This is a genomic window from Hymenobacter ruber (genome assembly GCF_054783255.1).
In genome coordinates, this window is sequence record NZ_BAAGQX010000002.1 from 894,264 (window position 1) to 917,810 (window position 23,547).

Consider the following 23,547-nt stretch of genomic DNA (forward strand, 5'->3'; position numbering starts at 1 on the left):
TCACTATCCCGAGGAGACACCACTGGTTTTAGCGAGGCATTGCCAATGACGGCCTTCTACCTCCCCTGCTATATACATAGTATATCAACATTTTTTGAATCAAATTAATATACAATATGTAATCATTAAAATTATATGTACATTTGAGCACTTTGCAAGCATAAGTGTCTGTGAGCCTTTCACTCCGGCCGCAGTACGCACCAACTCGGCTCACTCTGGGCATCACTGGTTGCCAATGGCTTTCCGCGCCACCACAGCCAGCAGCTGCCACAGCCTTATTATAGGTAAGCCCCTCGTTCGTATTTGTTACAGCCGCCGCCGCGGTATCAGCAGCTTCCCTGTCATGGGCTTGTATCACCTCTTATACCAAAGCCTGGCCCTGGCCAGCTTCAGCTTGCCGGAGCTGCTGGAGCTGCTGGAGAAATCGCGCGCTTACAATGCGGCCCGGGGCATTACCGGCATTCTGCTGCACGCCCCCAATGGCCAGTTCCTCCAACTGCTGGAAGGTGAGAAAGGCACCGTGCAGCACCTGTACTACGACCGCATTGCCGCCGACCCGCGCCACGAGCACTTGGTGGTGCTAAGCGAAGGCCCCGGCACCGCGCAGCTATTTCCGGACTGGAGCATGAGTTTTCGCTCCGGAACCGGCTTGCTGGCACTGCCGGGTTACCTGGCCCCCAGCGCGGCCTACTTTCGGGTGAGCAACCTGGTCCAGGCTCCGCCCGAGTTGAAGCACCTGCTGCTGGATTTCACGGCCGGCTACGACGACAGCCCCCTGGCCGAAAGCATGATTGGCAGCCGGCGCTGAGCCCGGTGCCTGGCTACGGGCCAAAAAAAACACCGCCCGGCCATGGTGGCCGGGCGGTGCAGCATGCCCAGGAAAAATGGTGCGCTTAGCGCGAGAACACCGAAGTGTACACCGAGCCTTTGCCAGCAGCGCCTTCCGAATGGGTGAGGCGCAGCGTGGTGGCCGTCAGTTCGGCCACGGCGAAGCGGCGGGTGTGGTCGGCCTGGGTGAGGATGAGCGAGTCGGCCGAAGCCGTCAGACGCCAGGTACCGCTCACGGGCTCGGCGGTTTGCTTGCCGGGGCGCGGGCCACGCAGCAGCGTGTAGGTGCCGTCCGACTTATACACGGCGCTTTGCACCAGCATAGAAGGTTTGGCTTGGGCAAACAGGTCGGAAGTTGCGGCAGGGGCCGTGCCTTCGCCGGCGGCAGTCACGGTCAGGCCGGTCTGGCGCCAGTTGCCGGTTGTGAGCAGGTCAGGTTTGGCCAGTGTCGATGCAGCGGAGGCGGATGAAGGAGAGCTATTTACTTGCTCGAGCTCTTTTTCGCAGGAGGCTAAGGTCAGCGCGGCGAAGGCCACACCCAGGAACAGGGGCATTTTTTTCATGCAAACAACTTTTTGGGGTTTACGCCGCCCCGGTAAGGGAGCAGGCATAGTGAAACATGTAGTTATTTAATGGGCAAGCATTCGAAATCAGCATCAGAACTATACTATATCCGATACTTGGGAGCCTAACTTTCTCTGTTTTGTTTTGGTTCAGCCATTCGCGGAAAAAGCCTATTATTAGAATTTTCTATTTATAAAATCACATTGGATAAATTAGTACAAAACGATTCCATTTCAGCATATTACGAATATAAATATCACTTGTTGGGTAATCCTGCCCTTGTTACGGATATGGTGATATTGGTTTTGTTTTAAATCAATTTCCGCTATTACACGATACCGATGGCTGCCCGGCCCGCCAACGCCGGTACCGGCCAGCCAGGATGGCCCCTTGGCCGGCGACGGTACTGGTGCATCGCTGACCGGTTACGCACGCTGGGCAAGCAGCATGGCGCATTGAACTAAAGCCTCTGCATTCACCGCAAGCCACTATTTTTTCTCTAAAAAAACTTATTACTAAAAATAACAAATGAATATCCGAAGATATTATTATATTTAAGCCATATTTCCAATCTCACTGCGATGGTCAACACTTACTTACCCTCCCCGATTGTTGGAACCCATACTCCGGCTCCGGCAGCGGGCCAGCTACTACCAATGTTCAGCACGTTTGTGCACCCCGACGCGGCCCGGCGCGTGGGCAAGGTTTTGGCCAGCACCTACCTGAGCGAGGGCAAGCTGGTGCAGGAATTTGAGGCCCGGCTCAGCGCCGAACTGGGCATGCACCACCCCGCGGCCCTCAACTCGGGCACCAGCGCGCTGCACCTGGCTCTGGAGTGTGCCGGCATCGGAGCCGGCGACGAGGTAATTCTGGCCCCGCAAACTTTCATCGCCACGGCCCTGACGGTGGTGCAGGTGGGCGCCAAGCCCGTGTTTGCCGATATCCAGTACGAAACCGGCAACATCGACCCGGCCGACATCGAGCACCGCATCACGCCGCGCACCAAGGCCATTATGGCGGTGCACTGGGGCGGCTACCCCTGCGACTTGGCCGAAATCCAAGCCATTGCCGACAAGCACGGCCTGGTAGTGATTGAGGACGCGGCCCACAGCCCCGGGGCCAGCTACCGGGGTCAGGCCATCGGGGCCATTTCGGATTTCACCTGCTTTTCGTTTCAGGCCATCAAGCACCTCACCACCGGCGATGGCGGCGCGCTGTGCGCCCGCTCCCCGGAAATGGCCCGCGAGGTGTTTCGGCGGCGCTGGTTTGGCATCGACCGGGCCAGCTCGCCGGTGAATGAGCTGGGCGAGCGCGAATACGACCTCACCGACGTGGGCTACAAGTACCACCTCTCGGACTATGCCGCCGCCCTCGGCCTGGCCAATCTCGACGGCTTTGGCGAGCGCATGACGGCGCGGCGCGCCCGCGTGCAGCAGTACCGCGACGGCCTGCGCCAGGTGCCCGGCCTCACGCACTTCGTGCACCAGCCCGACCGCGAAAGCGCCCACTGGCTGTTCGGGTTCCACGTTGAAAACCGATTGGAGTTCATTCGGGCGCTGCGGGCGAAGGGCATAGCGTCCTCGGTGGTGCACGACGGCATCGACCACAACGCGTTATTCGGCGGCAAGCGCCCCGAACTGACCCGCCAGCGCCGCTTCGACGACACCCAGATTCACGTGCCCCTACACGATGCCCTGACCGCCGAGCAGGTGGCCTACATCGTGGACGTAATCAAGCAAGGATGGTAAGCCCGGCCATGAAAGTCGTTCTGTTTGGCCACACCGGCTTTGCCGGCCGCAACATGGCCCGGGAGCTCTGCCAGCGCGGCGTGGCCTACGTGGGAGCATCGCTCAGCACCGGCCTCGACCTGCGCGATGCCGCCGCTACGGCCGCGTTTCTGCGCGCCCACCGCCCCACGCACATCGTGAACTGCGCGGCCCACGTGGGCAGCCTCAACTACGTGACCGAAAAGGCCGCCACGGTGATTGCCGATAACTCGCGCATGATTCTGGGCATGTACGAGGCCGTGGCCCGCGAATGCCCCGAGGCACTGGTGGTGAACCCCATCGCCAACTGCGCCTACCCGGCCGATGCCGATGTATTTGAGGAAAGCGGCTGGTGGAACGGCCACCTGCACCGCTCCGTGCTGAGCTACGGGGCCAGCCGCCGCCTGCTGTGGGCCACCGCCGAGTGCTTTGAGATGCAGTACGGCGTGCGCAGCATCCACCTGCTCACCCCCAACATGTACGGCCCCTACGACTCCACCGACCCCAACAAAGCGCACGCGCTCAATGCGTTGATTTCTAAATTTGTGAAGGCCGAAAACCTGGGCCAGCCCGAGCTCTCGATTTGGGGCACGGGCCTGCCCATCCGCGAGTGGCTTTATGCCTCCGATTTTGCCCGTCTGGTGTGGGAAGTGCTGCAAAACCCCGACCGCCCCGGCCTCGACCAGCCCACCAACCTGGCCCAGAACGACGGCCTGAGCGTGCGCGAGCTGGTGGGCATTATCCAAACCAAATTCGGCTACCACGGCCAGCTCCGCTGGGATGCCAGCAAGCCCGACGGCGCTCCCAAAAAAGTGATGGACAACGCTAAATTCCGTCAGGTATTCCCGCTGTTCCGGTTCACCGATTTCCAGGACGGCATTGCCGAAACCATTAAGTACTACGAGTCGGTGTTTCCGTACTGAAGCTACCTGGTTGGTTTTAAAACTGCTTCCCGCATCCATCAAACAGCGCCTTCAGGACCAACCAAACAGCCTCAGAGCCGGAGTAAAAGCGACAAATACGCTTGGCTTAGCGTATGCAAGGACTTTTTTGCCCCTTATGCACGTAGTAAGGGCTATTGTTACTTGCCAGTCTATGCACCATTTCCTTCGAGATTTTCGCCTTCCCGCCCTCGCCCTGTCCCTGCTGCTGGCCGCTTGCCAACGCGAAACCGTAGCGCCCGCCGGCCCCGGCGCTGCAGCCCAGCCGCTACCAGAGCATCTCACCCTCGGCAATCCCAGCGGGGCCACCGCCGACCCAACGCAGCCCACCAATTACCTCCTGCTCAAGCCCCAATACGCCCTGAGCTACCACCGCGACCGGGGCATTCCGAACTGGGCGAGTTGGCACCTGACCTCCGATTGGCGCGGTAGCGCCGCCCGTCAGGACGATTTCCGGGCCGATGACACCCTGCCCACCGGCTGGTACCAGGTGCAGGCCACCAGCTACACCGGCTCAGGCTTCGACCGGGGTCACAATTGCCCCAGCGCCGACCGCACCAGCACCGTGGCCGACAATTCGGCCACCTTCCTCATGACCAACATGATGCCCCAGGCCCCGCGCAACAACCAGCAAACCTGGGCCAATCTGGAGGATTATACCCGCACCTTAATCGGCTCCGACAACGAAGTTTACGTCATTTGCGGCAGCTACGGGCGCGGCGGTACGGGCACCAACGGCTACGCCACCAGCCTCGACCAAGGCCGCGTGACGGTGCCGGCCCGCTGCTGGAAAGTCATCGTGGTAATGCCCATCGGCACCAACGACGCCAGCCGCGTCAGCGCCAGCACCCGCGTTATCGCCATCGATACCCCCAACGACAATTCCCTTAGCACGACGTGGGCCACCTACCGCACCAGCGTCGATGCCATCGAAACAGCTACTGGTCTCGACTTACTTTCGGCCGTGCCCACAGCAGTGCAGCAGGTGATAGAAGCCCGCGTCGACACCGGCCCTACCAACTAGCGGAGTGCCCCCGAATCAGTTCTAAAATCCCCAAAAGCTATTTTGGCAACGCTTCGACAAGCAAGCGCTGCAGGTCGAACAGGCGGCGTTCGACCTGAGCCAGCAGGTCGGCGGGCACGGGAATTTGTACGCCGTGCCGGGTGAAAAGGTAGCGCACCAACGCCGTGAGCTCGCGTAGCTCTTCCTGAAGCTGGGTGCGCAGCGTCTCCCACTGCGCGGCACCGGCGGGCAGTCGGGCCAGGCAGGAATGCCGCACGGCAATGGTCTGGCTCACTACGGCCGCCAGGTGGTCAAGCACCTGCTGCTCGTCGGGGCTGAAGGTGCGGGGCTGGCGGTCGATGATGCAAAGGGTACCGAGCAGGCGCTGGTTGGGCAGGAGCAACGGAGCACCGGCGTAGAAGCGCAGCTCATTCTCTTCGGCAGCGCGGGCAGCTTCAGGCGTAATGGCCGCGCTGTCTTCGAGCACCAAGTCGTGGTAAACCACAGCGCGGGCCTGCTGGATGGCACTGGAGCAGAGCGCTTCGACGCGGGGCTGCTGGTCATTGCCGGGCATGCCGTGGTTGGCGGGGTAGTACACCTCGTTTTCCTCAACCACGGCAATTAGGGAGATGGGTAGACTGAATACCTGCGCAGTAAGAGCCACAAACTCATCAAACAGAGGCTCGCTGAGGGTAGACAGCACATCGTAAACGCGGAGGCTTTGCAACCGCTGGGTTTCGTCCGCGGGCAACAAAGAGGCAGGAGTAGCGGACATGGGCAAAGCGCTGAGGGAAGGTTTGCAAACTTAAGCCTTGTTTCCTAGTAGCTCATCAATAGTAATGAGGAACCTTGTTCTGCAACTTAATGGCAGCCATTTATTCACAACTTGCTGGCACCGCACCCTGGTTGTTGCAACTTCCAGAGTGGGTTCAATGCCTGTTATATCACGTTATAAACGCAAAAATGCCCATCGAATATCGATGGGCATTCTCGTTGTTGGCGCTCCCTCCTGAGACCGCCATACCCCTCAAATAACCTCAAAAAGGCATTTCAGGCGTCAAATTGTCCCGGTTTATGTCCCGGTATCAGCGTGTGTCCCGGTTTTGTGCTCTCCCCAAATTTAAATCACGTCAGCGTAAAAAATTCTCACTACGCGCCACATGAAGCGGATATCTTCAGCGGCCACTGGCAAGCTACCGGCATTGGGATTATCGGCGTGCAGCATCAGGATGCCCCGCTCCAGAATGTCATTACTCTTCACCCGCTTAATGGTAAGCTGGTTGCCAAAGGCTACCACGTACACCCCGCTGGTAGCATACTTCACATCGGCTAGGTCCACCCGTACGCCCACTACCTTCATACCCGAGCGCAGCTGCGGCTCCATCGAGTCGCCGTCAATCTCAAAGCCCTTCGTGCCCGGCTTGCGCATCTCCGGCGTCGGGTCGTAGATGCGCACGATTTCTGGACTCTCGAACTGGCTCACTTCGCCGCCATCGTCCATCAGGTCCAGGAAGCTACCACGCACCTTGCAGCCGATGAATTCTATGTCCAGATAGTCGCCCTCTTCCAGACCGGCCAGCACCTTCACGTTGCCACCCAGCGGACTGAACTCCTCCATGGGGCCACTGCCAAACCACAGCCAATTACGGCTGATGCCCAGCTTGGCTACGATGGTTTCCAACGCCTCATTACTTGGCTGATGGCGGCCTGCTTCCAGTTGCGCAATGGATGGGCGTGAGGTACCTATCAGGTCAGCCATTTCCTGTTGCGTCATGTCACGCGACTTGCGCACAACCTTCAGCCGCTCACTCATTTTGAGCGACGGCAGCGGAGTCACCTCACTAAGCTTTTTTCGTTCGAGTGTTTTCATTTTGCAACTTTTGGTAACTTTTACTTACATTTGAGTGTCATATTGCTTTCGAAGGTAACAAATATTCGACCAAATGCAACCACTTGAAACCGCCTCAACGCCAAAAGACCTGCGGATGTTACTTCCGCACGGCGCCATTTCTGACATCGCCCGCTCGCTGAAACTGTCCCATGCAGCCGTTTCCAAAGCCTTGCAGAAGGCAAAGCCGGCTCACCCTGCCGTTGCCGAGGCCATCCGCCTCATTAAGGCCGCCGGCAGCCAGCAGGTGCAACACGACCTCGCACAACTCAATCATTAAGTCCACTCACGCTAGCCCTTCTAATTATGATGCTCTTTATTAAAGCCGACCAGCACTATCCCCGCCGCCCCCTGCCGCCAGGTCCTTACCTGCTCGAAGAGCCCCGCGCAGCTACAGCAGCCCTGGAAGCGGCCACCCGGGCCTGCCCCAACAACGACTTTACCTCTGACTACGCCCGCCCGACGCATGCCCAGCGCTACGATTTGGGAGAAGCCATCGACAGCCCTTTCCTGACTCACCGCGAAGCCGTGTGGGTGGAACTGTGGCGCTACGAGTTCGACGCCGACACCGCTGCCCAGGTGCTCACGCAGTTGCAGCACATCATTGCCCACCGCAAGGACTCAGGTATTGCCCCAATCTTCTATAAGGGCAAATGCTTCTTCCCCGAACACGCCACGCCCCCGCAGCCATGACCGAGCTAACCACCACTACCGCCGACGGCCTCCACATCACGGTACGGATGCCAGACAACCACGAGTGGGTGCGTGAGTCGCTGGAAAAGGCTTGCGCCGCCGAGGCCCGCCGCCAACTCGAAACAGCCCCCACGCCCGACCCGGCCTATTCCGTACCCCGCACCGCCGAGCTGCTCGACCTGCACCCCGAGACCCTGCGCGACTACATGCGCCTGCCCGAACACCACCCCCGTCGCCTGCACTACCTCACGGGCGAGAGTAGCCGCGGCGACCGGGTACTGCTGTCCCAAATCCACGACTGGCAGCGCCGCAACCGCACCGATGCCACCCCGGCCACTGCCCCCGCCCCCCGCGTGAAACGCGGCCGGCCCTCCCGCTTTCAGCAGTAGCCTCACCATCAAACCACCAACAGCAACCAGCAGCCAAATCCGGCGGCCCAAATCCCTGTTCCCTTATGTCTCAGCTTTTGCCCGTTGTAGGCCCCGACAGCCCCGAGGCCACCACCTCCATCATCACCATTCAAAAGGTCAAGCTCAAAGACTAACACCTTACCTGCGAATTCACCGAGCAGCGCACCGACGACGCCCCACCCCGCGCATTTGCTCTCACCTGCGCCGAGCAAGTTCACCCCGACCTCACGCACGCCCTCAGCCGCCTGGTGCCGCACCTCTGCCTACTAGCCGAACAGTTGACCGAGACGCCCGACTTCTGGCCCGACGAATCCGAAGAGTTGCCCGCCCTGTTCGAGCCCTTCACCGTCACCGGCTTCTCCATGGGCCGTTACCAAGGCGGCGTCACGCTCATTGGCCAGAGCGAGCTAACCGCCGGACGGGTCCTGAACCTGACCACGCCCTATCAATCCTTCGATGACGAACAGGGCAGCTACCCCTACACCGGCCTGCTTGAAACCACCCTGGCCACCGCCCTTACAGAAGTCGAGGCCGCCCTCCGTGGCAAATGCACCGAGTACCGCCAGCTCGACCTCTTCGAAGAGCCTACTACGACAACCACCCTCCCATTTGTGCCCACGCTAACGCGCGCATGAAACTCCCAGCTATCCAATTCTACCCCGGCGACTGGCACAAAGACCAAGGCGTCCAGGCCCTCGACCTCATACAACGCGGGGCTTGGTTCGAGTTGCTGTTGATGATGCACGACAGCGACGAACGCGGCGTGCTCCTCGTCAACGGCGCCCCCATGCCCGATACCGTCATCGCCCGCCGTCTCGGTTTGGATAACCAAAGTGCCAACCAAATTCTAACCACCCTGCTCGATTACGGCGTGGCCAGCCGCCGCGAGTCCGACGGCGCACTCTACTGCCGCCGAATGGTCAAAGACGAAAACCTACGTCGAGTACGTACCGCCGCCGGCAAAAAGGGTGGAAATCCGCTTTTGCTTAACCAAACCGCCAACCAAAACCTACCCATCGGGGATAAGCAAATTCCAACCCCTTCATTTTCATCTTCAGTTACAACTTCAAAAGAAGAGAGGGCGGCGGCTAACACCGCCCCGCCCGCTCCCATCATCGAAAAAGTTGTGCAGGCAGAGCCAGCTCAAAAGACCGCCAACAACCAGAAGAAAGAGCCCGCTGCACTGCCTACACTTACCGAAGTCCAGAACTACGCCGCCGAGCAGCACCCCAACAGCCCCGACGCCCAAACCGAGGCCGCTGCCTTTCACGACCACTACCAAAGCAACGGCTGGCGCGTCAGCGGCAAAACGCCCATGGCCGACTGGCGCGCCGCCTTTCGCGGCTGGATGCGCCGCCGGCCCCAATTTCTGGCTGCCCACCACGGCATCGGCCCGCCCGCAACTCCAACCCGCGCCCGCACTGCCCCCAAATCTACCGACCCCAACCGCTGGAGCTAACCCCCAATGTCCTCAACCACAATCCACCGTTACGCCGCGCCCCAAAAGCCCGGCTACTTGCCACCGCAGGCCCTCGACCTGGAAGCTGCCGTGCTCGGTGCCGCCCTGCTTGAAGCCCATGCCCAACGCACCCTACTGGCCACCCTGCCCGACGAGCAGGTATTTTACTCCACTGCCCACCAGCAGGTGTACCTGGCCATCCGCGACCTGGTGCAAGTCGGTGACCACGCAGACATTCTCACCGTCACCCGGCAGCTGCGCCACCGCGGCACGCTCGAGCGCACCGGTGGCCCCGGCTTCGTGGCTGGCCTCACCAGCAAAATCAACTCGGCCGCCCACTTCGAAACGCATTGCCGCCTACTCCAGGAGCAACATGCCCGCCGCGTCATCATCCGCGCCGGCACCGAGTTGGCCACCTACGCCTACGACGACACCCGCGACCCGCTGGAACTGCTGGCCACCGCTCAAACTCATCTCACCAGCCTCAACCGAACGCTAGAAACCCGCCCCGGCCAAACGGCTGCTGCCGCTTTCGACCCCACGTTCGACCGCTTGGCCCAGGCCGTGCAGCAACGCGGCCTCACGGGTGTCCCTACCGGCCTCACCCAACTCGACGGCCTCACCGGTGGCTGGCAGCCCGGCGACCTGATTATCCTGGCCGCCCGCCCCGCGATGGGCAAAACCGCCGCCCTGCTGCATTTCGCCCGCACCGCCGCCCTCGACCACGGCCAGCACACCGCCATTTTTAGCCTCGAAATGCCCACCCTGCAACTTATGCAGCGCATGGTGGCCAGCGAAGTCCCCGGCTACAGCAATTCCGACCTACGCCGCGGCAACCTCCCCGGCGGCTTGGAGCAAGTAGCCCACATCCGGCACCAAGCGCAGCGCCTTCACACCCACGGCCACCGCCTCCACCTCGACGACACACCCGGCCTGAGCATCCAGCAGCTGCGCGCCAAGTGCGCCCGCCTCCACGCCCAGCACCCGCTGAGCCTGGTGTTCGTGGACTACATCCAGCTCATGCGTGGCGACACCAAAGGCAACCGCGAACAGGAAGTAGGCAGCATCAGCCGCGGCCTCAAAGAACTGGCCAAGGAGCTTAACGCCTCCGTCATCGCCCTTTCCCAACTTTCCCGCGACGTGGAAAAACGCGGCGGCGACAAACGCCCCATGCTCTCCGACCTCCGCGAGTCCGGCAGCCTGGAGCAGGACGCCGACTGCATCGTCTTCCTCTGGCGAGGCGAATACTACAACATCGCCGAGTACGAAGACGGCACTGGCACCGCCGACACCATCCTGTTCGACATAGCTAAACACCGCAACGGCGCCACCGATGAGGTAATAGCTGCCTGCAACCTCCGCCGGGGTGTATTCAGCGACTTACACCCCATTGGCCTCCGCCCACTACCCGCCTCGCAATTCGACCAACCCACTTTCTAACCGGCCCTCATGCCTACCCCCATCGTCATCAGCTGCTTCGACCTCACCACCACGCTCGTTCAGCCGTGGGCCGATGCCGGCTACCTCTGCTACTGCGTCGACCTGCAGCACCCGTCCGGCGAAACCCGCGAGGGCAACATCATTCGCGTCGGCATCGACGTGCGCGAGTGGCTGCCACCCTACGGCCCCGTAGCTTTCGCCGCCTTCTTCCCGCCTTGTACAGACACCGCCGTTTCCGGCAGCGGGCACTTCCGCCGCAAAGGTCTCGGCAGCGTCATCAAGGCCCTGCAGCTGTTCGAGTGGTCCGCCCGTCTCGCCGCCTGGTGCCAGGCTCCCTACTTCATCGAGAACCCAGTGAGCACCGTCAGCACCTATTGGCGCCCTCCGGACTTCCGTTTCGACCCCTGCGACTACGCTGGCTACCTGCCAGCCGAGCGCCAGCTGAGCGAAGCCTACACTAAGCGCACCTGCCTATGGACCGGCGGCGGCTTCCAGTTACCCGAGTCCAAGGCCGTAGTGCCCATCCTCGGCTCCAAAATGCACAACCTCCCTGCTTCAAAGAACCGCGCCAACCTGCGCTCAGCTACGCCCGCCGGCTTTGCCCGCGCCGTGTTTGAGGCTAATTGCCCTGATTTTGTGCATACTCAGCAAATGAGTTGAGTTGCTCTGCTTTGGTAGAACGGCTCCATCAAAGTGCCCAATAATTCCATACTCCTTCCTCTTTAATGCTCCCACAGAATCCCACTGGAAGGGCAGCAGTTCTTGCATCAATGTCTCATGAACTGCTGCCCTTAGTGTTATAGTGCCCACGTATTCATTCTCCTCCTGGTTTGGCGCACTTGTATGGTCTTTTCAGTCTGCTACTGCAGTGAGAAAAGAAATAAAAGACCTCGCTCCCCAAATCGTCTAGCATGGATGTATACAGTCAAGAATAACCTATTATTTATCACGGCTTATGGCGCTTTTCCTGGCGTGCGCTTGCTATTGTATTTAGTGCCATCCGTAACTAAATCGTAGCAAATCTCACTTTCCTTGCCGACCTTTCAAGCTGAATTGCCATGCCTTTTCCAAGGCTTATTTTGCCAGCTTCTATATATGTCCCCTCAGCTCCCCGCTACCACCCTTTCTGAGCTGTTCGATGCCGCTACGGTTGCCCAAACCTTGCTACCCAGCCCACCCAGCTTCGCCGGGCACCAAACATTTGCCCTGCGCTCTGCCTGGCTCAAAAAAGGCCTTGACGAACTGCTTACCAATGCCCACATCTTCGCCGATGAAGACGCCCTCGTGAAACTGGGCGTAGGCAAAAACATGGTCGCCGGCATCCGCCATTGGCTTTTAGCCACCAAGCTTGCTGATACAGTCTCTGCACGCGGGGGCGACTTGTTCCCTACTGAGCTAGGAGCCATGTTGCTCACCGACGACGGCGCCGACCCCTACCTCGAAGACCCTGCTACCCTCTGGCTGCTGCATTGGAACCTCTGCGGTCCCGGCTCACAAGCCTATACCTGGGCTTTTGCATTTAATGTGTTTCGGGATTGGGAATGGACCAGCACCGCCTTGGTTACGGCCGTACAAACCATGGCTCGCGCCAATAGTGCCAAAACATCTTCTCAGGAAACCATTGAGCGCGACGTAAGTGTGTTTTTGCAAACCTACGTGGCTCCTACTACCCCGGAACGCAGCCAAAACGCCGAGGATGGCCTTGATTGCCCCTTGCGCGAATTAGGCCTACTCCGAGCCGGCTTCGGTGGCCAGCAGCAATACACCTTTGTCATCGGCCCCAAACCCAGCCTCCCCGCCAGCATTTTCGCCTGGGCGCTCCGGCTCTTCTGGGACTGGAAATACCCCGGTAGCACCACCATCGCTGCCCGCGACATTGCCCACGCCGAAGGCTCACCGGGCATGGTGTTCAAGCTAGACGAGGATTCAACGCTGGCCTACCTCGACCAGCTCGAAACCCTCACCGCTGGAGCTCTTCGCTTTGAAGACACCCCCCTTGTGCGCCAGGTGGTTCAAACCACCGCCCATCCCCTTTCCCCCGCCGCTCTGTTGCGTCTTCATTACGCCGCTGTGCCTGTTGCTTAGTTTTCATGTCCTCCGCTACCCAACTCACGCTTGCTGACATCGTTTCCGTGCGGCCTCGTTTCGGCCGCTCGGTTCACTTGGAGCGCGACCTAGCCACCCGCGCTACCACTCCAGATAACTACTTCCTCACGCCTTCGGCCCTCGAAGCGCTCCAGGGCGTGCTGCGTGCCCAGCATACGCCTACCGACCGCGCCTTATCGCTCATTGGCCCCTACGGTGCGGGCAAAAGTGCCTTCGTCACCTTCCTGGCTCGTCTAGTATCAGAGCCCAAATTCAAGCAAGCAGTCAAGTTGCCTGCCAAGCTGGCGGCCGTACCTCAGTTGCTGCCCGTACCAGTTGTGGGCTCGCGCGCTGCTCTGGGCCCAGCTTTGGTGTTAGCTCTACGCCACGCTATCGAAACGGCCCCAGGTGCGCCCACTATACCCGGAGCCTTGCTCCTAGCTGAGCTAAAGCCCACACCTCGCAACCTAGCCAACGCCTATTTGGCAGCTGCTCAAGCTGTAGCTACCGCCGGCCACCACACGGGCATTCTGCTGCTGGTCGACGAAGCTGGCAAGTTTCTTGAATACGCTGCCAACCACCCCCAAGCTGGCGACATATTCGCCTTGCAAGAGCTAGCCGAAGCTGCTGCCCGTGCGCCCCAAACCGCGCCGCTGTGGGTAATTACGGTATTGCACCAGAACGCCGAAGCCTACGCTGGCCGCCTCGGGCGCACTCAACAAGCTGAGTGGGCGAAAATTGCCCAACGATTCCGCCAGCTCCCGCTCTTTCCCTCCGATGTGGAGCGTATGGACCTCATCGGCCGTGCCCTACGTCACGACTCAAGCCTGCACCTCAACGGCACATTCTCCGCCCAGCTAGCACCTGTACTCGACCCACAAAGTCAGATGCTACCCATCGGACTGGCCAGCCGCTTCGAGAAACTGGCTCGTGCAGCATATCCGTTGCACCCGGTGTCGCTACTAGCCGTGCCTGCCCTCTTTCGGCGGGCGGGCCAAAGCCACCGCAGCGTTTTCAACTTCCTCGAAGGCCAGGAAAACGGCGCATTAGGTCGCTTCCTTCGCGAGCAAGCATACGACCCCGCCGACCCTGCTTTCTTTCCGCTCGACGGTCTATTTGACTACGGCCGCGACGTTTTGTTGGCTCATTACACCGGCCCTACCGCTCGCCCCTGGCTTGAAGCCGTGGAGTTGGTTGCCCAGGCCATGAACAAGGAGCCCGCCGTTAGCCCGCTGGCTGCTCGCGCCCTCAAGTGCATTGCGCTGCTCACCTGGCTGCGCGATTCCCGTCTCAAGGCCTCACCCACGGTATTGGCCGCCGCGTTAGGCACGGAAGTTTCCACCGCGCTTGAGGAGTTGGTCAGCCGCTCGCTGGTCGTCTTCAGCCGCGCCCGCGACAGCTACCGCCTCTGGGAAGCCGGCGACGTGGATATTGAAGCCGAGCTAACTACCGCACGGGCCGGCCTAGCCGGTGATGTGCTACTAGCCGCCACCGGCGACCCCACTTTGTTTCCGCTGCCGCGCTTTGTTGCTCGCCGCCACTCGTTCCGCACGGGCACCTTGCGCCCGGTGGGCGTGGAAGTGCTACGCCCCGACCAGTTGGTAGCCCGTGCCCTCGACCGGCCTGCTGATTTAGCGGTATTACTCTGTCTAGCCCCCGACCCTCTGGCCCGCGCCCTGGCCGAGCAGGAAGCCCAGCGCCTACGCCAGCCCAACTTACTTATTGCCGTAGCCCTCGAAACCGAGGCCCTGCGCGATACCGCTTACCACCTTGCAGCTGCCCGCGTTGTCTCCGATACCGTGCAGGCCCTGGCCGGTGACCGCGCTGGCCGCCGCGAGCTCGAGCTTCGTCGCCACGAAGCTGAATCTCAATTCCGCACCGAGTGGAGCCGCCTGTTTGGCCCCGCTCTCGGCGGTGAGGCATCACCTGCTACCGCTTCTCCCGAAATCGCTGGTTTGGCTGCTACGTGGTATTGGCAGGGTGAGACCCAAGAATTAGTTGATGCTCGTGCGTTCAGCCGCCAGCTCTCGCTGCTGGCCGACCGCACCTTTGACCGCACCCCCACGTTGCGCAACGAAATTCTCAACCGCCGTAGTCTCTCTTCGGCGGGCGCCGCTGCCCGTGGGGCCCTCGTCAAAGCCATGCTTACTCACGGCGACCAAGAGCGCCTGGGCTTCACTGGCTACCCTCCCGAATACGCCATGTATGCCTCGGTGCTGTTCGCCACCGGCTTGCACCACCTCACCAACACTGGCACCTGGGCTTGGCGTGCCCCTGCCGCCCCCGACCCCTACAATCTGGTACCGGTGTGGGAAGCCATCGAACGCCTGGTGTTTCAAGCCGCCGAGCCACTGGCCCTACCTACCCTTTACGAACACTTGCGCGCTGCTCCCTACGGCATTTCCGACGGGGTGCTGCCGGTGCTCCTGGCCGTTTTTCGCCGTGTCCGCGAAGGTGACACTTCGCTCTACCGCGAGGGGCTGTTTCTAGCCGATGAGAAGGAAGCAGATTGGGAACTGCTGCTTCGCCGGCCCGATATGTTCGCCATTGCCGACTCCCGAGTTGCCGGAGCCCGCCTGGCCATCGTCGAGCGCATCGCTCAAGCAACCGGCGTACGGCCTCAACTTGGTCCCGTAGTGCGCCGCTTGCTTCGCATGCAAGACGGCCTTCCCGAATACACCCAACAAACTCGCCACCTGCCACCCTCGGCCCGTGCCCTGCGCGATGCCTTCCAACAGGCTCGTGCCCCTGAATACGTGCTTTTTCAGGCTACCCCGATTGCGCTCAATCTGCCGCCGTGGTCTGCCGATGCCGCACCCGACCCAGTGCGCATCGAGCAATTTTTCACCCAGCTCAACGAGGCGCTGCAAGCATGGGCCGCCGCCTATCCCGCCGCTCGCGACCAAGCGCGTGACCACCTGCTTCTGGCTTGCGGCTTGCCCGCCAGCTCCGAAGGCTGGCTCACCCTGCACCAGCGCATTCAAACGCTGCCGGCCCTCACCCTGCCGCCCTTCCTCGGTCCCTTCGTCAGCCGCTTCACCGATACGGCCGACCCCGTTGCCGACCTTGACCGCGTGCTGGCCCTCGTCGCCAATCGGCCGCCCAACCTCTGGCGTGATTCCGACCTTGCCAACTTCCCCAGCTACGCTGCGCCCTTCGGCGCGGCGCTGCAAGCGGCGTGGAATGGCGATGGGGCCGCAGCAGCTCCGGCCCGTCCCCGCGTTTCGCGGACCGAACAAAAGCAGGTGAAGCAACTAGTAGTGCAGTTCGACCAAATAGCCCGCCCCGCCACCGGTCCCCGCCCGCCCGCCCACCTTGTGCGGGCCGCTGTTCTCGAATGGCTCGACGCCCTCGAAGACGAACCGGCCCAGTAAGCCGCTGGTGCCGCTCCCTTATCCTTAAATCGCCTCGCCCCGTGAACCTACCCAACTATACCGGCCCCCGCCACCCCGAAGGAGCCAAGGTGCGCCACATCCTCTGCCTCTCAGGTGGCAAGGACTCTACCGCCCTAGCGCTTTATATGCGCGATAAGGTGCCAGAAATGGAGTATGCCTTTGCTGATACTGGCGAAGAACTCCCTGAAACCTACGATTACTTAGCTCTGCTTGAAGCTCAACTAGGCAGGAAAATTGACCGGCTTAATCCTGACAGACCATTTCAGCATCATTTAGATATCCGTAGTGGGTTCCTGCCCTCTGGTCGTCAGCGTTGGTGCACTGATTTGCTCAAAATAAAGCCCTTCGAGGCTTTTGTAGGTGACGATTTAGTATACTCCTATGTCGGAATCCGTGCGGATGAGAACCGCTCAGGCTATATCTCCAGCAAGACCAACATCATACCCATTCTGCCATTCAAGGATGATGGATTAGGCTATGATGAGGTAATGCAAATTCTGGATGACAGCGGCTTGGGGTTGCCTAAATATTATGAGTGGCGTTCGCGCTCCGGTTGCTATTTCTGCTTCTATCAGCAGCGAAATGAGTGGGTCGGATTGAAAGAGCGCCACCCAGATTTATTTGAAAAATCAAAAACATTTGAGCGTTTCGACGAAGAAACGGGCACTCGTTTTACTTGGAACCAGCGTGAAAGCTTAAATGAGCTGGAACAGCCTGAGCGCATGGCGCAAATCAAAGCGGACCATCAGAAGCGTTTGGAGCGTCAAAATAATTTCGTACCCGCCAATCTATTAGATATCCTGAGTGACGACGATGATGGCGAAGATGGTTGCCTGATTTGCCATTTGTAGAATAACTATTGATGTACCCTAAAAAGGCGTGTAATGCAATCAGAATCTATCATTGATACTACTGATGACAGCCTGAGCTTGTCATTTCACCGAACTTTTTCTTTATCACGAAGCGGGGTAGGCTCGGTTCTAACCGCAATTGCTGAAGGCAGTAAAGGTTCTAAAATTAGCATTCATGCTAATACTTCACTTGGCACGATTCAAGTTGAAGCAATGCCTAGGTATGCGGAAAGAATGGGCTTACTCGATAACAAAAAAAGGCTAACACTTTTTGGCGAATTGGCAATAGAGCATGACTTGACACTCTCTAAAAAAGAGACACAGTGGGCTATGCATTATTTTATCTCAGCTCCTCATCGTCAAAAGCCCAATTTTTGGTTTTGCCTAGTCGATAATTGTTTCATACCCGATACTCAAATCAATCTGACCAAAGAAGGTGACAAGGCAACAGACATTGTAACTAAGAGCCTGGTTGATTTATCTTTAGACAAAACCGGTAAAATACCTGCAGATAAAACGCTTAGCGGGACCGTTAAGGCCTTTCTAGGTACATATTCCAAGGAAGAGGGCTTAGCTAATCTTGGTTTGCTTCAGGCTACAGCAGCCAACACATACCAAGTACAAGACCCTGCACTGCCAACCCCGGCCACCTTCGCCTGCTTACTAGCCGACTATTGGGAGCATAACCACCCTGGCCGGGCCGATGTGCTACTTGCCGAACTCACCGCTGGTCCGCTAGCTCGGCTATTGCTAGCCGAAGGCCGCCTAGGGCCGCTACTGGGCCAAGTCGAAAAACTCGGCCTCGTGCGCGTGCAGCGCCGTGTGCCCCCTTACCAAGTTTTCCGCCTCTGGGATTCACCGGCCGACGTGTGGCAAAAGCACCTCTATCCTACCAACGCTTAGCCTCGTCAGCCTTTCCATGTCCACTTCCGCTAACTTACCCGCCGCGTTCGACACTACCGACGACGACGACGACAACGAATACCTCTGGCGAGAAGCCCCCGTAGCTGCGCTTCCCATTGCCGGTCCCACGGCTCGGCTGCGCGAGCTACTGCCTGGCACTATACAAGGCCGTGTACAAACCGGAGTCCTACTCGTTCCCAACCCCGGCAGCGGTCTGGGCCGTCTCGCTGCGCCGCTCGGGTTGCACGAAGTAAACCTCGCTCAGGCCCTGCTGGCTCCCCTTGGACCCACCGCCGCTTTCGTCGGCCTCACCCGCGCCGCCGACCTCCTGCGCCTCATCGACCAAACTGCTACTCATCCCCAAGCTGGAGTTGGGTTACTGCTCACCGGCCTCGACCTCCTGCTTACGCGCCTACCTCCCGCCGAGAGTGCCTTGGCCTGGGGGCAGTTGCTCGAAGGCCCTCCCCACCGCCGCCTGGTGCTAGCTCTGCCCAGTGCCTTTGCCTCCTATGGCCCACCCGAGCTGAGCCGTTGGCAACACGCCGGCCGCGGGGCGGTCTGGCCAGGTTAGTCGGTCTGTCAGGCTATTGCAGCAGGCTTTTCTTTCTACGCTCCCTCATTCGTTTATCCCACGTCCAGCAGCGCTTATGTCAGCTACCCTTACTCTTGGTGCCCTTACCCAACACGACGACGATTTAGCCCTTGAGCGGGCCGTCCAGCTCGATTGGTTCACTACCGACCCCGTTCGCAACGAGAAGCTCACCCGCAGCTTCATCTGGACGAAAGATGCCCCCAAGGGCTTCGTATCATCGGGTCAGATTTTGAACCAGACGATGGAGGCGTTTCTAAAAGAATCCAACCTCAACGAGCTGGTAGTCCGAGCTACCTATGGTCAGGGCAAAACCCACCTAGCCGTGGCCCTGGCCAACTACTTCGGCCAGCCCGCCGACTCAACCGAAGCCCAAAACGTGCTGGCAAAATATGCCCGCTGTACGGGCCAGTCCGCCGAGCGATTCGCCAACTTCAAAGCCGGCCGGCAGCCCTTCCTCATCCTGCGCCTGCGCGGCGACCGCCGCGAGAATTTAGCCCAAGCAGTTGTAACGGGGTTGGAAGCAGCCCTCCATCAACACCCCGCCACGGCTACCGCAACCCTTGGGCTTTGGTTCGAGGAAGCCAAGCGCATCCTGGGCACTATCAAAGGCCCCGAACTAGCGCAGGCCAATGATTTTTTGGCTGCTCACTCCCTCGACCTCGACAGCCTTTCGCGCAGCCTCGATGCCCGCGATGACACGCATTACGACCTTCTACACGACCTGCTCCTTGAGGTACGCCACGTTGTGCCCAATTTCGGTCGCACCGCCGACCCCGGTCAGGCCATCGAGCTGGTATGCGACACATACTGCGGCGCCGACAAGCCCTTCGCTGGACTATTGGTGCTGTTCGACGAATTTTCCCTCTTCGTCAACTCTTACGCCGGCACCTACCGCACCCAGCACGGTGCCCCCCTACAACGCTTCCTCGACGGCATTTACAACCGCAAGGGCAAAGCAGTGTTGTTGGCTTTTGCCCAGCAAAGCCCCCATGCTACTACGCTCCTCAAAGATAAAATACTGGCTGGAGGTGGTCACATAGACGATACCGGTGCGCTTATTCGCGAAATGACTCGCCTCGACCCCAAAGACGAGTTGTTTCTCTATGCCCCGATGGAGGACGTGCTCGATGCCTACCTCCAGCAAGACGAGGATGCGTGGAATGAGTTAATGCAGGACGACGATTTGTTCAGCCAGTCCACCGACGCAGCCGACCAAGTTCAGCGTCTTTTCCCCGAGCGCTACACCCCCAAGTTGAACTGGGACGAAGAACGAATTCAGGAGGTGCTAGTCAAAGGCTGCTTTCCGCTTCACCCGGTTGCCACTGCCATTATGTGCTCGGTTAAGCTGCCGGCCACCGACAATGCCCGCTCTGTACTCAGCTTCGTAGTCGAAGCTGTACAAGCTGCCGCCGACCAGCCCGCCGTTCGTCCTACCGACCAACAGCTAAATTTCATTCCGGCCACCCGCCTGGTACAGGGCCTGGGCGAAGTTCTAGCCGAAGACCCCTTGCGCTGGCGACAGTTCAGCGACGCCCTCCACTTGATTGGTGGCGAAGCTCCCGACTCTTGGCGTGAAGTTCTCCAAGCCTTATTTCTTCACGAGGTTCTGGATTTGAAAGTGCGTCCAGGTGAGTTCGCGCAAAATATTGCTGCACTGTCTGGCCGTCCCACTGCTGAGTGCGCCGAACTACTCGATACCCTGCACAATCGCCGCTACATTCGGCACGATGAGAGTCGCCAAGCCTATACTTTTTGGCCCTCAGGCCAGAATGGCAAAGAGGTTTACGAACAGCTCGAAAAGGAGACCAACGCTATTATCAGTAATTCTGACAAATTGCGTGAAGAGCTAGGCTCTTGGTTAAACGGGCTTGACTACTACCGGTACCGAGAAATTTCGTTTGCTTCTCATCAGTTCGATTGGCGGGCGCACATCACCCTGTTGCCAGTTAGCCTCTGGAGCACTGAAGCACTTCGCAAAATTGTGCAGACCTATGGGTGGGATGAACAAACCAATAATCTGCGCGCTCCCTTCCGGGGCTATATTATTTCGCCTCTAGCTGCAGACGAGCACGAATTACAGTGGGTCCGTGAGAATGCCGAGCGCACCCTAAACGAACTAGCTGAAGAATTGGGTGATACCATTCCCCCAGTTTTAATAATAATTCCCGCCAATTCTCAAACGGAACTTGTGCGAAAGCTAGTGGGCCAACGAGTGCTACACAGTTGGAAAAAAGATAAGCAAGAACAGCTTGGCCAGCAGAGCTATGGTGAAGCCCGCGCTAGCTTCGACTCCGAAGTACAAAAGCTTCTTGATGCCGCCGAGAAACAAGGGCTGCAGCGCGTTATCGTACCACGTCCTTATCGCGCCGCTGTCGAACTCAGTGCGCGGCCGGATAATGTTTCCGAAACGCTCATGGCTTGCTACCGTGCGGCTTACCGCTACGTACCGCCCTTCTTCCAGCAGTACAAAGACAATAACCGCAACATGGTGAAGGCCGTGCGCATGGGCTGCGGTTACTTAGCCGAAGGCTCATTTGATGGCTGGGAAAAAGCTGCGCCAGCATTTCCAGTAGCACAAGAGCTGTTTAACCGGTACCTAAGTGTCGGTGGCACTACTAACTGGGGATTTGTCGACGGCTCGAAACGAGTAGGGGAGCCACAGCTAAACTCAGTACGCGAAGCGTACAACCTGTTAGAAACTACAGTGCCCCGCGCTAGCGAAAAAGTACCTCTGCGGCCGCTGCTCGGGAAACTGCTCAACCCACCTTATGGCCTTGACTATAATACCCTCAGCTTAGTGTTTTGTGGCTGGTATGGTAGTCACCATCAGCACCTGTTTACCTATGCAGCCAACGGCCGCGCCCTGCGCTTAGGCGACTGGCTCTTAGATGGTGCTGACCCTCGCAAGGCTATTGAAACCCTATGCCGTCTCGACGTTCAAATTAGTCGCCGCGATGAAACCCAGATTCAAGGCCGCATCAACACCTTGGTGCAACAGGTCAAAGCGAAGAATCGCTATACCCTGGAAGAAGCTCAGTCAGTTGTAGCTGAACTCGAGCAGTATGCAGCCGACCCTGTGGCCGAACAGCGGTTGAAAGAGAACGCAGCCAAGGCAGTCCAACAATTAGCCAGCGACATTGCTGCTGCTGCCGAATTTGAGGTAGGCATGCAAAAAATGGCGGAGCAGCTACTCACTACACCTGCTGCCGGTATGATGGGGCTAAAGCTTGCCTTGAGCTACAAGCTGCACCTACCCAGCACTGAGCGCCTAGGTAGCGTCCGGCCCGCTGCTGAAGCTGACCTGCCAGCTCTGACTGAGCAAACCCGCAACCGAATGCGTGACGTAGCCGAGAAGCTTTGCGACGATTTGGCTCGCCTAACGTCAATCGCACACTACGAGCTGCAAAAATCTAAGCTCGACACCATTCGTACGGAGTTGGAAAAGGCCAAAGAGTACGATTTGATGGATGTGGTAGAGCAATCCAAACGGAAAATTGAGAAGGCTAAGAACGACCTGCTAGCAAAAGACCAGGACATCCCCTTTCTCAGCCGGTTCGATAACATCAAAAATATCCAAAGTCTAGCCCAGCTACGCGAACTAGCCACTGCCGCTGCAGACTACGCTCCTGGCCATGAAGACACCCGTACCAAGCTAGCTAGGCACCAAGAAACGCTGCAAACCGCCATTGAAAAGGCTGAAAAAGACCTTGTCAGCTGGCAAGCTAAACTGAGTGGTCAATTGACCAGCAAGGGTCTGAACGAATTCAAAACCACACTCGACCAGAACAGCTTCCGCTACCTCGACACCCCCGAGAATGAGACATTAAGTGCCATTTCGGCCCAGCGCGACAATCTCAAGAAATTTTTTGATAAGCTAGCCAAACTCAAAGAAGAAGCTCCCCGGACCCATTCCGAGTTACAAAAGCTACTCACATCCTATGACAAGCTAGCTGCCCTCCCAGGCCTTTCTGCTGAACAGCAGGCTTTGGCCACTTCGGCCCGCGACACAGCCACCGCCAAACTGCAACAGCAAATCGACAAAGCCGTGGCCGATTTACAACGTCAAGCAGCCCGTTGTCAGGAGCCCGAATACGACGCTGTACAGCTCATCAAAGAGCTAGACCAGGATAGTCCATTCCTTCCTAAGGAACATGTCAGTCAGCTTAATAATCTCCGCAAAACGGTCCGCACGGTAATTAATAAATCTGTGGCCAGCCAAGTGGAAGACATGGTATTCAATCAAATTACGGACCCATCCATCCGCCTTGAGTGCTTACAACGCCTCCAAATACGCTTAGCTCAAACTGAAACTGATATTACTGCATCTGTTCGCAATGGAGCGGAAGTAGCATCTACCACTGCTGTTTAGCAATGTTCAGCCCATTACTTCTTGACCCCATCGGCGACGCACCACTGCCAGCCAGCCACCGCAGGCTCAGTACGGAGGCGGCTTGGTTGCGATTTGCCGTAGACTTAGCTGCCAATGACCTTACCCTGCCACCCGTTGTGGTTACCGGTCCTAGCCTGTGCGCCTGGGCAGAGCGTTGGTGGCGCGGCCGCGGGGGCAAATGTCAAACGCTTCATTCTCCTACCGAATACTTAATAGATACCTGCCCTACACTCAGCTCCAGCGCTGCTCGCCTTGTACTAAGTGAACTAGGTCCCGGATGGGTTAGCCGCCCAGCTCCGTGGCCATTGCCGGAGGTGCTGCAGTCGCTTTATCCCAATT

20 protein-coding genes are annotated in these 23,547 nt (G+C 58.8%); 17 read left to right on the top strand and 3 right to left on the bottom strand.

Annotated elements, in window-relative coordinates; translation table 11 throughout:
* Positions 1 to 349: 349 nt before the first annotated feature.
* Positions 350 to 808 carry a BLUF domain-containing protein gene (locus ACYVM5_RS04490; protein ID WP_460616946.1) on the top strand — a complete coding sequence of 153 codons (459 nt, stop codon included), beginning with the start codon at positions 350 to 352 and terminating at the stop codon, positions 806 to 808.
* A gap of 85 nt (positions 809 to 893) precedes the next feature.
* Here ACYVM5_RS04490 and ACYVM5_RS04495 read toward each other — a convergent pair whose 3' ends face one another.
* Positions 894 to 1,391: a hypothetical protein gene (locus ACYVM5_RS04495; protein ID WP_198067384.1), complete on the bottom strand. Its 498-nt coding sequence runs from the start codon at positions 1,389 to 1,391 to the stop codon at positions 894 to 896.
* Positions 1,392 to 2,048: 657 nt separating this feature from the next.
* Between ACYVM5_RS04495 and ACYVM5_RS04500 the strand changes: the two genes are divergently transcribed.
* From ACYVM5_RS04500 to ACYVM5_RS04510, 3 genes are all read left to right on the top strand, one after another.
* Positions 2,049 to 3,140 (top strand): DegT/DnrJ/EryC1/StrS family aminotransferase, encoded by a 1,092-nt coding sequence (locus ACYVM5_RS04500; RefSeq protein WP_460616947.1) that lies wholly within the window; start codon positions 2,049 to 2,051, stop codon positions 3,138 to 3,140.
* A gap of 8 nt (positions 3,141 to 3,148) precedes the next feature.
* Positions 3,149 to 4,081, top strand: coding sequence for an NAD-dependent epimerase/dehydratase family protein (locus ACYVM5_RS04505; RefSeq protein ID WP_460616948.1), 933 nt, complete (start codon positions 3,149 to 3,151; stop codon positions 4,079 to 4,081).
* A 172-nt stretch (positions 4,082 to 4,253) separates the two neighbouring features.
* On the top strand, positions 4,254 to 5,123 hold the full coding sequence (locus ACYVM5_RS04510) for a DNA/RNA non-specific endonuclease (RefSeq protein WP_460616949.1): 870 nt from the start codon (positions 4,254 to 4,256) through the stop codon (positions 5,121 to 5,123).
* Positions 5,124 to 5,160: 37 nt separating this feature from the next.
* Here the strand turns inward: ACYVM5_RS04510 and ACYVM5_RS04515 are convergent, their stop codons facing one another.
* Both ACYVM5_RS04515 and ACYVM5_RS04520 read right to left on the bottom strand, forming a co-directional pair.
* The gene (locus tag ACYVM5_RS04515; RefSeq protein ID WP_460616950.1) at positions 5,161 to 5,877 is read right to left on the bottom strand and encodes a GAF domain-containing protein; all 717 of its coding nucleotides are present in this window, start codon (positions 5,875 to 5,877) and stop codon (positions 5,161 to 5,163) included.
* 345 nt (positions 5,878 to 6,222) lie between these two features.
* Entirely contained in the window at positions 6,223 to 6,972 is a 750-nt protein-coding gene (locus ACYVM5_RS04520) for a helix-turn-helix domain-containing protein (protein WP_460616951.1), read from the bottom strand.
* 73 nt (positions 6,973 to 7,045) lie between these two features.
* Here ACYVM5_RS04520 and ACYVM5_RS04525 point away from each other — a divergent pair, with 73 nt between their 5' ends.
* The 13 genes from ACYVM5_RS04525 (at position 7,046) to ACYVM5_RS04585 (ending at position 23,187) form a co-directional block, all read left to right on the top strand.
* The gene (locus ACYVM5_RS04525) at positions 7,046 to 7,270 is read left to right on the top strand and encodes a hypothetical protein (protein WP_460616952.1); all 225 of its coding nucleotides are present in this window, start codon (positions 7,046 to 7,048) and stop codon (positions 7,268 to 7,270) included.
* Between the two features lie 26 nt (positions 7,271 to 7,296).
* Positions 7,297 to 7,683: a hypothetical protein gene (locus ACYVM5_RS04530; protein ID WP_460616953.1), complete on the top strand. Its 387-nt coding sequence runs from the start codon at positions 7,297 to 7,299 to the stop codon at positions 7,681 to 7,683.
* Positions 7,680 to 8,072: a hypothetical protein gene (locus tag ACYVM5_RS04535; protein ID WP_460616954.1), complete on the top strand. Its 393-nt coding sequence runs from the start codon at positions 7,680 to 7,682 to the stop codon at positions 8,070 to 8,072. The genes ACYVM5_RS04530 and ACYVM5_RS04535 overlap by 4 nt, the downstream gene beginning before the upstream one ends.
* Positions 8,073 to 8,341: 269 nt before the next feature.
* Positions 8,342 to 8,728: a hypothetical protein gene (locus ACYVM5_RS04540; protein WP_460616955.1), complete on the top strand. Its 387-nt coding sequence runs from the start codon at positions 8,342 to 8,344 to the stop codon at positions 8,726 to 8,728.
* Positions 8,725 to 9,552, top strand: a complete 828-nt coding sequence (locus tag ACYVM5_RS04545) for a hypothetical protein (protein WP_460616956.1) — start codon at positions 8,725 to 8,727, stop codon at positions 9,550 to 9,552. The genes ACYVM5_RS04540 and ACYVM5_RS04545 overlap by 4 nt, the downstream gene beginning before the upstream one ends.
* Before the next feature lie 6 nt (positions 9,553 to 9,558).
* Positions 9,559 to 10,992, top strand: coding sequence for a replicative DNA helicase (gene dnaB, locus ACYVM5_RS04550; protein ID WP_460616957.1), 1,434 nt, complete (start codon positions 9,559 to 9,561; stop codon positions 10,990 to 10,992).
* Positions 10,993 to 11,001: 9 nt separating this feature from the next.
* Positions 11,002 to 11,652, top strand: coding sequence for a hypothetical protein (locus tag ACYVM5_RS04555; RefSeq protein ID WP_460616958.1), 651 nt, complete (start codon positions 11,002 to 11,004; stop codon positions 11,650 to 11,652).
* Positions 11,653 to 12,087: 435 nt separating this feature from the next.
* A complete protein-coding gene (locus ACYVM5_RS04560) occupies positions 12,088 to 13,077 on the top strand; it encodes a DUF4007 family protein (RefSeq protein WP_460616959.1) in 990 nt (329 codons plus the stop codon).
* A 5-nt stretch (positions 13,078 to 13,082) separates the two neighbouring features.
* Positions 13,083 to 16,451 carry a hypothetical protein gene (locus ACYVM5_RS04565; RefSeq protein ID WP_460616960.1) on the top strand — a complete coding sequence of 1,123 codons (3,369 nt, stop codon included), beginning with the start codon at positions 13,083 to 13,085 and terminating at the stop codon, positions 16,449 to 16,451.
* 41 nt (positions 16,452 to 16,492) lie between these two features.
* Complete coding sequence (locus ACYVM5_RS04570) at positions 16,493 to 17,323, top strand: phosphoadenosine phosphosulfate reductase domain-containing protein (protein WP_460616961.1); 831 nt, start codon at positions 16,493 to 16,495, stop codon at positions 17,321 to 17,323.
* A 33-nt stretch (positions 17,324 to 17,356) separates the two neighbouring features.
* On the top strand, positions 17,357 to 18,226 hold the full coding sequence (locus ACYVM5_RS04575) for a hypothetical protein (protein ID WP_460616962.1): 870 nt from the start codon (positions 17,357 to 17,359) through the stop codon (positions 18,224 to 18,226).
* Positions 18,227 to 18,242: 16 nt separating this feature from the next.
* Positions 18,243 to 18,797, top strand: a complete 555-nt coding sequence (locus ACYVM5_RS04580) for a hypothetical protein (protein WP_460616963.1) — start codon at positions 18,243 to 18,245, stop codon at positions 18,795 to 18,797.
* Positions 18,798 to 18,873: 76 nt separating this feature from the next.
* Positions 18,874 to 23,187 carry a hypothetical protein gene (locus tag ACYVM5_RS04585; RefSeq protein WP_460616964.1) on the top strand — a complete coding sequence of 1,438 codons (4,314 nt, stop codon included), beginning with the start codon at positions 18,874 to 18,876 and terminating at the stop codon, positions 23,185 to 23,187.
* Positions 23,188 to 23,547 lie beyond the last annotated feature (360 nt).